The 12668-nt window shown below is 32.9% G+C and carries 12 protein-coding genes; 5 read left to right on the top strand and 7 right to left on the bottom strand.

The genetic code is table 11. The features are described 5' to 3' along the window. The first annotated feature begins 283 nt into the window (after window positions 1–283). Window positions 284–844 carry a Mur ligase domain-containing protein gene (locus JBL43_RS04395; protein ID WP_198840260.1) on the top strand — a complete coding sequence of 187 codons (561 nt, stop codon included), beginning with the start codon at window positions 284–286 and terminating at the stop codon, window positions 842–844. A gap of 92 nt (window positions 845–936) precedes the next feature. Here the strand turns inward: JBL43_RS04395 and JBL43_RS04390 are convergent, their stop codons facing one another. From JBL43_RS04390 to era, 4 genes are all read right to left on the bottom strand, one after another. After that, a complete protein-coding gene (locus JBL43_RS04390) occupies window positions 937–1698 on the bottom strand; it encodes a thioredoxin family protein (protein ID WP_198840259.1) in 762 nt (253 codons plus the stop codon). A gap of 15 nt (window positions 1699–1713) precedes the next feature. Then, window positions 1714–2250 carry a TlpA family protein disulfide reductase gene (locus tag JBL43_RS04385; RefSeq protein WP_198840258.1) on the bottom strand — a complete coding sequence of 179 codons (537 nt, stop codon included), beginning with the start codon at window positions 2248–2250 and terminating at the stop codon, window positions 1714–1716. Between the two features lie 214 nt (window positions 2251–2464). Beyond that, window positions 2465–3037, bottom strand: a complete 573-nt coding sequence (locus JBL43_RS04380; protein ID WP_198840257.1) for a hypothetical protein — start codon at window positions 3035–3037, stop codon at window positions 2465–2467. 185 nt (window positions 3038–3222) lie between these two features. Then, entirely contained in the window at window positions 3223–4101 is an 879-nt protein-coding gene (gene era, locus JBL43_RS04375) for a GTPase Era (protein ID WP_198840256.1), read from the bottom strand. Between the two features lie 153 nt (window positions 4102–4254). On the opposite strand from era, the gene JBL43_RS04370 reads away from it, so the two are divergent. Further along, on the top strand, window positions 4255–4914 hold the full coding sequence (locus JBL43_RS04370) for a hypothetical protein (RefSeq protein WP_198840255.1): 660 nt from the start codon (window positions 4255–4257) through the stop codon (window positions 4912–4914). A 54-nt stretch (window positions 4915–4968) separates the two neighbouring features. Further along, on the top strand, window positions 4969–5472 hold the full coding sequence (locus JBL43_RS04365; RefSeq protein WP_198840254.1) for a GNAT family N-acetyltransferase: 504 nt from the start codon (window positions 4969–4971) through the stop codon (window positions 5470–5472). A gap of 63 nt (window positions 5473–5535) precedes the next feature. Here JBL43_RS04365 and JBL43_RS04360 read toward each other — a convergent pair whose 3' ends face one another. Then, window positions 5536–7014, bottom strand: coding sequence for a Na+/H+ antiporter NhaC family protein (locus JBL43_RS04360; RefSeq protein WP_198840253.1), 1479 nt, complete (start codon window positions 7012–7014; stop codon window positions 5536–5538). A 71-nt stretch (window positions 7015–7085) separates the two neighbouring features. Here JBL43_RS04360 and JBL43_RS04355 point away from each other — a divergent pair, with 71 nt between their 5' ends. Next, window positions 7086–8069 (top strand): Gfo/Idh/MocA family protein, encoded by a 984-nt coding sequence (locus JBL43_RS04355; RefSeq protein ID WP_198840252.1) that lies wholly within the window; start codon window positions 7086–7088, stop codon window positions 8067–8069. A 230-nt stretch (window positions 8070–8299) separates the two neighbouring features. Here the strand turns inward: JBL43_RS04355 and rsgA are convergent, their stop codons facing one another. Both rsgA and JBL43_RS04345 read right to left on the bottom strand, forming a co-directional pair. After that, complete coding sequence (gene rsgA, locus JBL43_RS04350; protein ID WP_198840251.1) at window positions 8300–9238, bottom strand: ribosome small subunit-dependent GTPase A; 939 nt, start codon at window positions 9236–9238, stop codon at window positions 8300–8302. A gap of 46 nt (window positions 9239–9284) precedes the next feature. Continuing rightward, window positions 9285–11309 (bottom strand): dipeptidyl-peptidase 3 family protein, encoded by a 2025-nt coding sequence (locus JBL43_RS04345; RefSeq protein ID WP_198840250.1) that lies wholly within the window; start codon window positions 11307–11309, stop codon window positions 9285–9287. A 162-nt stretch (window positions 11310–11471) separates the two neighbouring features. On the opposite strand from JBL43_RS04345, the gene JBL43_RS04340 reads away from it, so the two are divergent. Continuing rightward, a complete protein-coding gene (locus JBL43_RS04340; protein WP_198840249.1) occupies window positions 11472–12512 on the top strand; it encodes an SRPBCC family protein in 1041 nt (346 codons plus the stop codon). Window positions 12513–12668 lie beyond the last annotated feature (156 nt).

The raw sequence follows: 12668 nt of genomic DNA, 5'->3' as shown, positions 1-12668 counted from the left end.
AATAACGATAGTATAACCTAAAATTACAATTTATATTGAGTAAAGTGGTCGTTTTGATGAGTAAGACACGAATTTCACTAATTTTCACAAACCTGTCATTGCGAGGGATTCATATAATAGTGTCATAAAAGAACTATTTAAAATACCCATGGCAACCTTATGAATCTTACTCGAAATTTTTATTGTTAGATGGTCACAATTGTTATTTGGACTTTCATTTTTAGAATTTATTTGTTATTTATTTTTTAGTGCTTGTAATTTGTATTTTATTTATTTTTACACAATGATTTCAGAACAACAATTATACCAACAAGTTCAAGGCAAAACGAGAGTTGTTATCTTAGCTTCTAAAGATGAAAATAACATCACAGCTATGTTACTTCATGTTTTAAATTATTATGATAAACAAGTTGATTTTGTTTTAGCTAATGGCAAACAATCTATTGATGAAAGCAACGAATTTATTGTAATTGAAGCAGCTAAAAATGCCGATGCCTTAAAAGGGAATATAGCACTTGTAATTGATGTGAATCCTGAGATACACACTGCAGGTTTTGTAAATTCTATTACTAATGGAGGGATGTTAGTCTATTATGAAGAAGTTGCAGCTGTTAAACTAATAGTAGAGTCGAGTACAAATACCATTAAAAAATATCCTTATAAAGCTCCAGATTATTCATTCGAAAATGAGGTCTACTTTATAGATACCAATGAAGGCAAATTACCCTTAGAAATAACGAATGAAAATGACATTAAACACCTGTTGGGTGCAAAGTGGATCTGCCAACATATGGGTGTAGACGAAGATGATTTTTACGAAGCCGTTGGAGAATTTAGAGCTTAAACTTAAGGTGTTAACATAAAAAAAGAGGTAAAAAATAATTGTCTATTTTTTATCTCTTTTTTGTTATAGTCAGAAAGAATCTGAATATTAAATTAAGCTTTATGAGGTTTAACAGGACAACCAATCGCCTTTGTAAAATTAGGGTTTGGTTTTTCTCCATTTTCTAATGCTTTAATAGCATCTTCAACGTATTTTACTTTTACGTTTTCTGGAGCTCTTGAATTGTCATCAATGGTACCAATATATTGTACTTTTCTATCTTTATCTAGTAAAAATACATGAGGTGTTCTTACCGCACCATATTGAGGTGCTACTTTTTGACCTTCGTCAACGAGATATGCAAAAGGGAATCCTTTTTCCTTCGCACGTTTTTGCATGGCTTCGTAACTTTCGTTTTCACCACCTGATGCCGTATTCGGATTAATAGCAATGACTGAATAGCCTTGACTCGCGTACTTGTTATGTAATTCAATTAAACGATCTTCATAAAGTACAGAAAAAGGACATCCATTGCACGTAAACGTCACAATGTAGCCTTTCGCATCTTTTATACCCGCTAAAGAAACCATATTGCCATCCACATTTTTGAGATTAAAATCAGTAGCTACATCACCTATTTTATAGCCTCCAATTTCTTCAAGGGTTTTTGTTTGCTCAGGAAGTCCGCCTTTTGGAGGTCCCTTTCTATCACCGTCTCCTCTTGGTGGATGACCTTCTCCTTTTGGAGGGTGATCACCAGGGCCTTCATGTTGCTCTGTGGTTGCAACGTCTTTATCGTTTGCAGGTTTATCTTTACATGAAATGATACTTGCCGTTATAAAGACAAATGCTATTAGTAAATTGATTTTTTTCATTTTTAAAATTTATTATTAGTGGTTACGTATTTTATTAATTTCATTTTCTAAATCTTTCAAATCTTCGAAAGCACGTTCAAAAAATAGACGTTTTTTATTGTTAAAAATTATGGTAAATGGAATGGCACCTGACCAATTGGGGTCTATTTTATCTATCCATGCATTGGCATCAGGATCATCTAATAAAACCACCTTTTCAGTAATATTATTTTTCTTTAAAAAGGGTTTCAGTTTCGTTTCTATATCTTTTGTAAAATCGAGACTTACCAAAATCAATTCTATTTCTGGGTTTTGAGTAGCAAACTCTTGTAAATAAGGCAATTCTTTAACACACGGAGCACACCACATGGCCCAAAAGTTTACGATATAAATTTTATCACTCTCGGTATAGAGTAGTGGTTCTAATTGGTTAAAGTCGTAGACAGGTATTTCAGTTTGAAGTACGTCTACAGCTACCTTTTCTGTGGTATTTGTTATTTTCTGCTTGTTACAACTGACGCTTATACTCAGCAAAAGTGTTACAATAAAAAGTGGTATGCTGTTCTTGATCATTAATTTTTAATAAAAATAATGAGTGCAAGGTATTGTATTTGAGCATTTTATATAAAGTGAAATTGTTAAATCTTTACTAAGATTTAACAATTTCACTTGTATGTCAGAAATTATGGGGATAACTATTTAGGTGTTGCTCCAAAGAAATATACAATGGGAAGCCTATTAAAATGATTTCACAGTTGTCTTAAATAGACAGTGGTTTTTACTGGTTTTATAATTGAACAACACCGGGGTTTTCTCTAACAATGGTAAGGTTAAAATACTTTCTAGTTTGGTTGTTTACCCCACCGCTATTTCTAAAATCCATTGCTTCACCTACAATAAAAGAACTTGATGGTAACCCATGTGTTGGTGGTAATGGAAGTGTTTTATACGTTCCACCTCCAATCATTCCACTTTTTGGATTTGACCTATCTCCTAACCAATCGTATTGTATAAAATCTAGATCATTCCCAGGGTTATCAACAGTTGTGGCGGTGAAGTTGTTTGGTATGTCAGAAATTCTTTCAAAATTGCGATAATCGGTTTGGTAAAGAAACCGTTCTAAACCGCCTGTGCCACCATCATTTGCCGAAATGGTAAACGTATATACCGAATTGTGTAATAAGTTAATTTCTACATCAGCCGTAACCATGTCATTGTCTAAGGTTAGATCAACACCTGGCCCTGAAATGTGTATTGATACTTCTGGTGCATCATTATCTATTTCCGCTAATTCGGTATCACAACTAAAGAGTAAAAAAGTAACGAGTGCTACCCATACATAATTTAAATTTTTCATCATAAAAGGTTTTAAGTACTTCTTTTATGATTTGTTTTTTAAAAGGTTAACATTAAAGTTATTATTTAATTTCTGCCAAATTGAAAATTTGGGAGTCAATACTTTTTTAAATCTTAAGGAGATTGGAACTAATAATTATTTTTTTAGTTCGAATTTTCATTTATTTTTTTATAACAGGACGTTTTAACCTACTCCTTATATCCAAACCTTTTCAACTGATTTTTATTGGAACGCCAGTCTTTGTTTACCTTAACATAGAGTTCTAAATATACTTTTTTATCAAAGAATTTTTCTAAATCACGACGGGCTTCCGTGCCTACACGTTTTAATCCAGCACCTTTATGGCCTATAATAATTCCTTTTTGAGACTCACGCTCAACCATAATAATAGAACGGATTTTAATAATATTAGGTTCTTCAACAAATTCTTCTGTATCAATTTCTACAGCATAAGGAATCTCCTTTTTGTAATGCACTAATATTTTTTCTCTAATGGCTTCATTTACAAAAAAGCGTTCAGGCTTGTCCGTTAACTGATCTTTAGGATAAAATGCTGGAGATTCAGGTAACAGTTCTATAATATTTTCGAGCACGCTCTTAATATTAAAATTCTGTAATGCCGAAATAGGAACAACTCTGGCATTAGGTACTTTTTCTTGCCAATACACCATTTGATCTTCCAAGATTTCCTGTTTTGATGTATCAATTTTATTAATCAATAACAAAACGGGAATTTTGGCATTGGTAATCTTTTCGAAAAAGGCTTCGTCTTTTAAATCTTTTTCACCAATTTCAACCATATAGATAAGCACATCTGCATCTTCAAAAGCAGATTTGACAAAGTCCATCATTGATGCTTGTAGTTCATAGGCAGGTTTTATAATACCTGGTGTATCAGAAAATAGTATCTGAAAATCTTCACCATTAACGATACCCAAAATACGATGTCGTGTAGTTTGAGCTTTTGAGGTAATGATAGATAAACGTTCACCTACAAAGGCGTTCATTAGTGTAGATTTACCTACGTTTGGGTTACCGATTATATTTACAAATCCTGCTTTATGCATTGTCTTCTTAGTTTTAATCCTGCAAAGGTAGGTTTTAATTATAAAAAGATAGCGTATCGTAGCTTCTTAAAGTCATCATTTTGTAGAATATTTGTATTGTTATTCGCAACTAATTCTATTTTTGTAGCTTAATTTAAAAATAAATAAAGCAACATGAAGTTCTATTTTTTAATAGTAGGGGTACTCACTTTTTTAATAGTAGGGTGTAATTCGAATAGCAATACCAAGAAAAACAAGGCAGCAGGTGAGAAAAATGAAATCTCAAAAGAAATCAGTGAAGTTGATGCGGTAACGCCAAAAGACAAAATCTATTTGATTTCGAATAACGCAGTTGGAGAGTTCAAAATTGGTGATAGAATTCCAGATGTAGGTGGATATGATTATTATATGATTAACAAAAAAACGATGTCAAAAATGAACGAAGATGGTTCAACTATGTCAGAAGACATTACTTATATTGTTAATGGAAAAGGACCTATTTTAGTACACTTAAAACCAAAATATGAAGATGAAAAAGGAGAGTACACAAAAATTATTGGTGAGATTATTGTGATTTCTGAAAAATATAAAACAAAAGAAGGGATAGGCGTTGGTGCCACTATTGAAGCTTTTTCAGAAGTATATCCAGATTATGAAATTTTGTATAATAATTTTAGTGATTTGTATTATGTTAAAACTAATGAATTGGCAATTCAATGTATTCTAGATAATGATGAACGTATTGAGAAACCTAAGATATCTGATGAGTGGGTTTCCGTAAAAAAGGAAAGTTTAAAAAAAGAGACTAAGATTGTTGAAATTAGAATGATTTAAATTAAAAAAATACAACACGTAGATATCATGTAGTATTAAAATCAATAATGAAATATGACCTTTAAGCTCAAGCAAGCCCATCCAGATGACATACAAACAGCCTTCGATTTATTGAAATTGGCATCTAAAACATTGGAAGCTAAAAAAATAAACCAATGGAAGTATTGGCAAGATCCTCCTGTTGAGAAAATTAAATGGGTGAAGGAGGGTTTTTTAAACAAGGAATGCTACTTTATTAAAAATGAGAATAATGCAGTTATGGGAATGGTGCGGATTTTAGAAGAAGATTTGAGCTATTGGGGTGCAATGAATGATAAGTCAAAATATATACACTCATTGGTTATTGATAAGGCCTTTTCTGGTAATAATTTGGGGAAACAAGTCATTCTATTGATTGAAGAAAATGCGAAAAAGAACAATTTTGAGTATTTAAGATTAGATTGCGATGCCACAAATACAAAGCTATGTACATACTACGAAAACCTTGGGTTTATATTGGTTGGGGAAAAACAACTACCGTTGGGTATTTATAATTTATATCAAAAGGTGATAGGCTAAAAGGGACTTCGTTCTACCATCTTTTTTCATCTCGGATTTCCAACCTTGTACCGCTTACCTTTTTTACATTGTAAATCCTAAAATCAAATATAAAATCACCGTAATTATACCGCCAACTAATGCGTATGGTAATTGTGTCCGAACGTGGTCAATATGGTCACTGGCCGATGCCATGGAGGAAATTATGGAGGTGTCTGAAATAGGGGAGCAGTGATCACCAAAAATACCGCCACCTAATGTTGCAGCAACGACTAAGGTAACATCCGACCCGTGTAAATTTGCCATGGGTATTGAAATGGCTAACATTATGGCAAAGGTACCCCAAGAGGTTCCTGTGGAAAAAGCTATAAAAGAACTTATTATAAAAACAATGGCAGGTAAAAATTCAGGTGACAACCAGTCTTTAGACCAATTGGCAACAAACTGTCCTGTGCCTAGTGCCTTACAGGCATCTCCAATGGCAAAGGCCAATAACATTAGCAACGCTAAAGGCATTAATTCACTAATTCCTTTTAAAATGAGGTCTACCATTTCTCTACTTCGCATTATGCCTTGCGAGCGGTATAAAATCATACCCACAACAATAGAAGTAGTTACCGCGTAAAGTACAGAGGAAGACCCTGAGCCTTCACCTAATGACGTTACAAAATGATTCCACCAAGAGGTAGCGTCTGTAACATTATTCCATCCCGTATATGCCAACCAAACAGGCATCATAATGACCATTGTAACCAGAGGAACAATCATATTAAAAGCTCTAGCAGGGATACCTTCTTTAGGCTCATATGATGTTACGGCCTCAGATATCATGGGTTTAGATCCATCATTCAATAATTTTCCAGTATCACGAGTTCGTTTTTCAGCTTTAGCCATAGGTCCAAAATCTTTCTTTGAGACTATAACAACAACAACTAAAAGCAAGGCTATAATTGGGTAAAAATTATACTTTATAGAAGACATTAATACGCCGAAGGGGTTATCTATTCCTTGAGTTAATAATAAGCCCATGATAAAGGCTCCCCAAGCATTAAAGGGTATTAAAATTGAGGATGGAGCGGAACTAGAATCTGCTATATAGGCTAATTTTTCACGGGGAATTTTAAGTTTATCAAAAACGGGACGATAAATAGTACCTACGGTTAACGAACTAATACTGGTTTCAACAAAAAGAGCCATTCCCGTAAGGAAAGCTAATAATTGAACTACTACGCGGCTATACCCACTTTGTTTATTTTCAAAATAAACAATGAGTTTATTTAACTGATTTACAAAACCTTCAACACCACGAGAGTATTGAATAAAAAGCAATAAAGCACCGACTAAGGCACTAAACATTATAGTTCTGGTATTTCCTTCCGATTTAAAAACATTTACAAAACCTTCTAATGTAGCCAAAGTACCTTCTAAAAAGTTCCAATCGCTCATGATAAGCCATGATAACCAAATACCTAACACCAAGGATACATATACCTGTTTGGTTTTTAAGGCTAAAATTATGGCTAATACTGGGGGTAAAATGGATAGGAAACCGTAATCTGTCATAAGTAGTTTTGGGTGGTTTAAAATTTTAAATATAATAATACTTTTCGTAATATTGTTCTTTTATAAAGATTATGGATAAAGTAAAAATAAAATGGGGCATTATAGGTTGCGGAAACATAGCTAATAAATTTGCTAGTGATTTAGCTCTAATTGAGGATGCTGAGCTACAAGCTGTAGCTTCTCGCAGTATGGAAAAATCACAACATTTCGGAAAAAAGCATCATTCGAAAAATTGTTATGACAATTACGAAGAATTGTTTTCAGATACAGAGGTGGATATTGTTTATATAGCCACGCCGCACAGTTCACATTGTGAATTGAGCTTAAAAGCGATGCAAAATAACAAACATGTGTTAAGTGAAAAACCCTTAGCGATTAATAAGGTGGAAGCTGCGAAAATGATAGCCATGTCCAAAGAAAAAGGACTTTTCTTTATGGAAGGTTTATGGACCCGGTTTAACCCAACATTTGTTGCCATAAAAAAAATAATTGATAGTGGTGAAATTGGCGATATAAAATTCATAAATGCTGATTTTTCTTTTAAATCAAACCATGCATTAGATAGTAGAGTTTTTGATTTGAAATTAGGAGGTGGAGCATTATTAGATATAGGTATATACCCAGCCTTTTTAACCTATGCTTTATTGGGTAAACCAAAAGAAATTTTGGCAAAATCTATTTTTAATGAGGCTACAAAGTGCGATGTTCAATCTTCAATGATATTTCATTATGAAAATGCACAAGCCATATTGTACAGTGGTTTTATGTCAAACGCCAAAATGATTGCTCGTATTAGTGGTTCTGAAGGTGAAATTTATATCCATAACCAATGGCATATGGCTCAAGGTTATACCTTAGTTAAAAACGGGAAAGAAGAAGTGTTTGAGTTGCCCACAAAAGGTATTGGATTTTCGTATGAAATTATGGAATGCCATAATTGTTTGAATAACAATCAAATAGAAAGTAAACATTGGTCACATAAAAACAGTATGGATTTGATTTCTATCTTAGACGAAGTTAGATGTGACGTAGGATTGATTTATCCGCAAGACTAGACATAACACAAGTTTTCACAAATTTTTTATAATATGGAAGATGGAAAATGTAGAAAGGTAAATAGAAGTGAAACATAATTAGTTTATAGTCAGTGTCATTGCGAGGAGTGTAAACGAATTTCCATCAATTAGTGGTAATTTTATACACTACGTGGCAATCTATTGAATGGTATTGTGCACACTATTATTTAGCAACCTGCCAACTGTTGCTGAAGACTATCAACTAATTTTTAACTCCAGTCGTCGATGCGATAATTTTCATTTTCGCCTTCTAATAATTGCAGATAGCTTACATATCTAGATTCGGCAATTTTTTCATTTTCAACTGCCTTTTTAATAGCACAATCAGGTTCGTTTAGATGCAAGCAGTTGTTAAATTTACAATGTTGTTTTATGGCAAAAAATTCAGGAAAATAATCTCCAATTTCATGTTTCTCAAAGTCGACTACTCCAAAACCTTTAATTCCAGGAGTGTCAATAATGTATCCACCAAAAGGAAGTACAAACATTTCTGCAAAAGTAGTAGTGTGTTGTCCTTGTTTATGCTGTGATGATATTTTAGCCGTTTTTAAATCTAACTCAGGAAAAACAGCATTGATTAAGGTTGATTTACCAACACCTGAATGTCCTGAGAACATACTCACTTTATCTTTCATAAATATTTTTAACTTATCAATATTTATTTTTTCAGTGGCAGATACATCTAGACATTCATAACCAATATCTCTATACGTTTTTTCAATGGCTTGTTTTTTAGCCAACAACTCTTTACTGTATAAATCAATTTTATTAAATAAAATTACCGCTGGTATTGAGTAGGCTTCAGCAGTAGCTAAAAAGCGATCTATAAATGAGGTAGATGTTGGTGGATTATCTATGGTTACTAATAAAAAAACTTGATCAATATTTGCAGCAATAATATGTGTTTGCTTCGACAGATTAACCGATTTTCTTATGATATAATTCTTTCGTTTATGAATTTTATTGATAATACCATTTTCATTATCAGCTTCCATATCGAAATCAACCACATCTCCTACTGTAACGGGATTTGTACTTTTTATACCGCTTAAACGGAATTTTCCTTTAATCCGGCAATCAATAACTGTGTCATTATCAACCCTTACTGAATACCAACTCCCCGTTGATTTTGTTACAACACCTGTCATTTATAAAGCTTTAATCATAAAGTAATTTTTTTTGATCTTTATTCTGTTATTTTAAAAATTCATAAGATTTTGCATAGTCTAACATTTGTCCTGCAAAAGTTTCAGGCTGTGTAACTTTTACATCTGTAATTTCACCCTCTTTATCGGTTACAGGCACTAAAATAGGATTTACAAAGCCACTATATGGAGCAGATTTAAACTGGCTATTACGTTCTAAAATTTCTTTATGAATATCTTGGTCAACTTTTACACCATAATCTTCTACTAAGTTTTTAGCAGCCTCATAATCGCCTTCAGAAGTAATACGTTGTGTTTCTCTTAATAATTTACCAAAAATTTCTCTTAACTTGGCGTAATCATTAATGTTATAGTAGGTCTTACCATCTCTTTCTATTTTTTCAATAATGTTGTCCTTTTTTCCTTGTTCAAAAGCCCAAGCCGAAACCCATTGTCTGTTTCTCATATGTGCTTCTTCAACATCATCACCTAAATTAAGTCTTACCAATTGGGTAAGCAATCCGTTTCTTATATAACCATCATAAGCCGCTTTGCCTATATTTTCCCAGTTATCAACAAGGCCTATTTCCTGTATTTTAGAATTATATAAATAATAAAGCCCCACTAAATCTGCACGGCCCTCTTCAATGGTAGATTTATAAGATTTCAAGGTTTCTTTTGGAGTGCCTACTCCTTTATTGATTTGCCCAGAAGCATGCCCAACAACCTCGTGCAATGCAGTATGTAATTTATCTGCTTGTTTACCATATTTTTCTTCTAATTCAACTTCTTCTTCATCGTTTGCAAATTCTTTAAGTCTGTCAGTACCACCAGCACTGTTATAAGCCGCAATAATATTTCCTAAAGAAACGGATTTACTACCATGGTCTTGTCTAATCCAATTGTTATTAGGTAAGTTAACACCTATTGGCGTACTCGGTGAAGCGTCACCTGCTTCAGCAGCAACATTCACTGTTTTATACGAAACACCAACTACATTTTTCTTTTTATGTTGATCCATTAATGGAGAATTATCCTCAAACCATTGAGCGTTTTTAGATAATACTGACATTTTTTTAGACATTTCAAAATCCTTCAATTGTACAATACTTTCGTAAGAACCTTTATAACCTTTAGGGTCGTTATATACTTCTATAAACCCATTAATCCAATCAATATTACCTTCGGTAGATGTTACCCAAGCAATAGCATATTCATCCCAAGTATGGATATCACCTGTTTTATAAAAATCAATTAAAAGTCCTAAGGCTTTTCCTTGATTTTCATTTTCGGCAACCTCTTGAGCTTTTGTTAACCATTTAATAATTTCGTCAATAGCAGCACCGTATAATCCACCTGATTTATATACGTGTTCAACTAATTTTCCATTTTCTTTTACCAATCTAGTGTTTAATCCTTTTTCGATAGGTTTTGTTTCATCAACTTTTATAGCTCCATAATAATTTTCTACATCTTGTGTGGTTACATCTGGTCCGTAAAAATTAACGGCAGATTCTAAAACGATATCAGCATCCTTAGATAGATTGACTTTTTTAGAATCTTTATCATTAAATAATACATCGATTATTTCAGCGTCAAGTGCAGTGTTGGTTTCCTTTAATAATCCTTCAAGATAGGTTTTTGAAAAACTAGGCTTCATTTTCGTTGTTGAATAATGATGATGAATACCATTAGCAAACCAGACCCGTTTTAAATAAACTTCAAAATTTTTCCAATCTTCAGTAGATTTATCTCCTTTATATGCCGTGTAAATGTTTTCTAAAGCATTTCTGATTGGTAAGTTGTAGCGATAGTTTTGATCCCACATAATATCACGACCTGCCAATCCCGCTTGACTTAAATAATACACCAATTTCTTCTCTTTTAAAGTCAGGGCTTCAAAACCAGGAATTTCATACCTTAAAATCTTAATATCAGCAAATTGTTCAACTTCAGTTTTAAATTCTTTCGCTACAGTAACAGCATTATCTTCACTCTTGTTTTCGTCTTTTTTATCACATGACCAGAAAAAAGCAGTAAGTAAAAGTAGGTTTAAAAAATATTTGATTTTCATTTCAGCTATAGATTTATATATTTATACAAAAATAGGCAAAATAGCCATAAAACCTTACATTTGTATAGAACGAGATTGGACTGTTTTGCATTTATATTAAAAAGGCCTATTTTTATAGAAAAGAATCCGTTTAAATCAGTCATTAACTCCAAATAGTAAAGAATGAAAGCTCTAAAGTATGTATTTTTATTGTTACTTTTATTAGTAGTAGCAGGATCAATTTATATAGCCACACTCGAAAATAGTTATAGCGTTGAGCGAACCAAAGTTATTCAAGCACCCGATGTAGTGGTTTTTAATGTGGTAAATGAATATAAAACATGGACTAGCTGGTCACCTTGGTTAGGGAAAGATCCAGAAGCAAAATTGACTTATGGAGATAAAACAAGTGGTGTTGGAGCTTCTTATTCATGGAAGGGAGACATTACTGGAGAAGGTAGTATGGAAACCTTGTCAGTGCAAAAAGATAGTATTAGCCAGAAAATTACTTTTATTACACCTTGGGAGTCTACTTCAAATGTGTATTGGAAATTTAATAAAGTTGATAATGGAACAGAGGTCACTTGGGGTATGAAAGGCGATTTAGATTTTATGTCTAAGGCCTATATGGCATTTATGGGCGGCATGGACAAGCAAATTGGTCCTGATTATGAACTTGGTCTTTCAAAATTAGACAGTGTGGTAAATGCAGATATGCAAAAATATAGTGTTTCGGTAAAAGGAACCACTACACATGGTGGTGGATATTACTTGTATAATACGACTTCGTGTAAAATTGAGGAATTGACTCAAAAGAAGGAAATGATGATGCCAAAAGTGGCTGAATATGCTAAAAAGAATAATATAACCATGGCAGGGCCACCTTTTACTTTATATCATAAGTTTGACGAAGAAAATGATGCCGTTATGTTTTCAAGTGCAGTGCCGGTAACTGAAAAAGTAATTACTGATAAAGGGAGTGATATATTAACAGGAATGTTAAAGCCTTTTAGTGCGGTAAAGACGGTGTTGAAAGGAGATTATAAAAACTCAAAAAAGGCATGGGATGCAACGTACAAATACATAACCGATAAAGCTCTTATTCCTTTAGAAGAAATGCCTTCGTTAGAAGTGTACATAAATGATCCTTTAAATACACCAAACCCAGCAGATTTAGTCACTGAAATTTTTGTTCCAATTAAGGAAGTGCTGGAGGTTGAATAAGGACTTAAGTTGTATGAATTAATATGGGTTTTTTAACCTGTGACTTAACTGAGATTGAAGTGAAAGTCTAAAATATATACGATTGCAATCTTAATAATATTACTATAAGAGAATCGTTTAATTTGAGATTTTTTAAATTTCTCTATTCTCTATTCT

This window comes from Aureibaculum flavum (genome assembly GCF_016406085.1).
In the GTDB taxonomy this organism is placed as follows: Bacteria; Bacteroidota; Bacteroidia; order Flavobacteriales; family Flavobacteriaceae; genus Aureibaculum; species Aureibaculum flavum.
This window is presented reverse-complemented; position numbering and strand designations above follow the sequence as displayed.

Coding starts and splice junctions, on each gene's coding strand:
- JBL43_RS04345 (WP_198840250.1), bottom strand. CDS start 11,309: ATGAAAATCAAATATTTTTTAAACCTACTTTTACTTACTGCTTTTTTC.
- JBL43_RS04340 (WP_198840249.1), top strand. CDS start 11,472: ATGAAAGCTCTAAAGTATGTATTTTTATTGTTACTTTTATTAGTAGTA.
- JBL43_RS04365 (WP_198840254.1), top strand. CDS start 4,969: ATGACCTTTAAGCTCAAGCAAGCCCATCCAGATGACATACAAACAGCC.
- JBL43_RS04395 (WP_198840260.1), top strand. CDS start 284: ATGATTTCAGAACAACAATTATACCAACAAGTTCAAGGCAAAACGAGA.
- JBL43_RS04355 (WP_198840252.1), top strand. CDS start 7,086: ATGGATAAAGTAAAAATAAAATGGGGCATTATAGGTTGCGGAAACATA.
- era (WP_198840256.1), bottom strand. CDS start 4,101: ATGCATAAAGCAGGATTTGTAAATATAATCGGTAACCCAAACGTAGGT.
- JBL43_RS04360 (WP_198840253.1), bottom strand. CDS start 7,014: ATGACAGATTACGGTTTCCTATCCATTTTACCCCCAGTATTAGCCATA.
- JBL43_RS04380 (WP_198840257.1), bottom strand. CDS start 3,037: ATGATGAAAAATTTAAATTATGTATGGGTAGCACTCGTTACTTTTTTA.
- JBL43_RS04370 (WP_198840255.1), top strand. CDS start 4,255: ATGAAGTTCTATTTTTTAATAGTAGGGGTACTCACTTTTTTAATAGTA.
- JBL43_RS04385 (WP_198840258.1), bottom strand. CDS start 2,250: ATGATCAAGAACAGCATACCACTTTTTATTGTAACACTTTTGCTGAGT.
- JBL43_RS04390 (WP_198840259.1), bottom strand. CDS start 1,698: ATGAAAAAAATCAATTTACTAATAGCATTTGTCTTTATAACGGCAAGT.
- rsgA (WP_198840251.1), bottom strand. CDS start 9,238: ATGACAGGTGTTGTAACAAAATCAACGGGGAGTTGGTATTCAGTAAGG.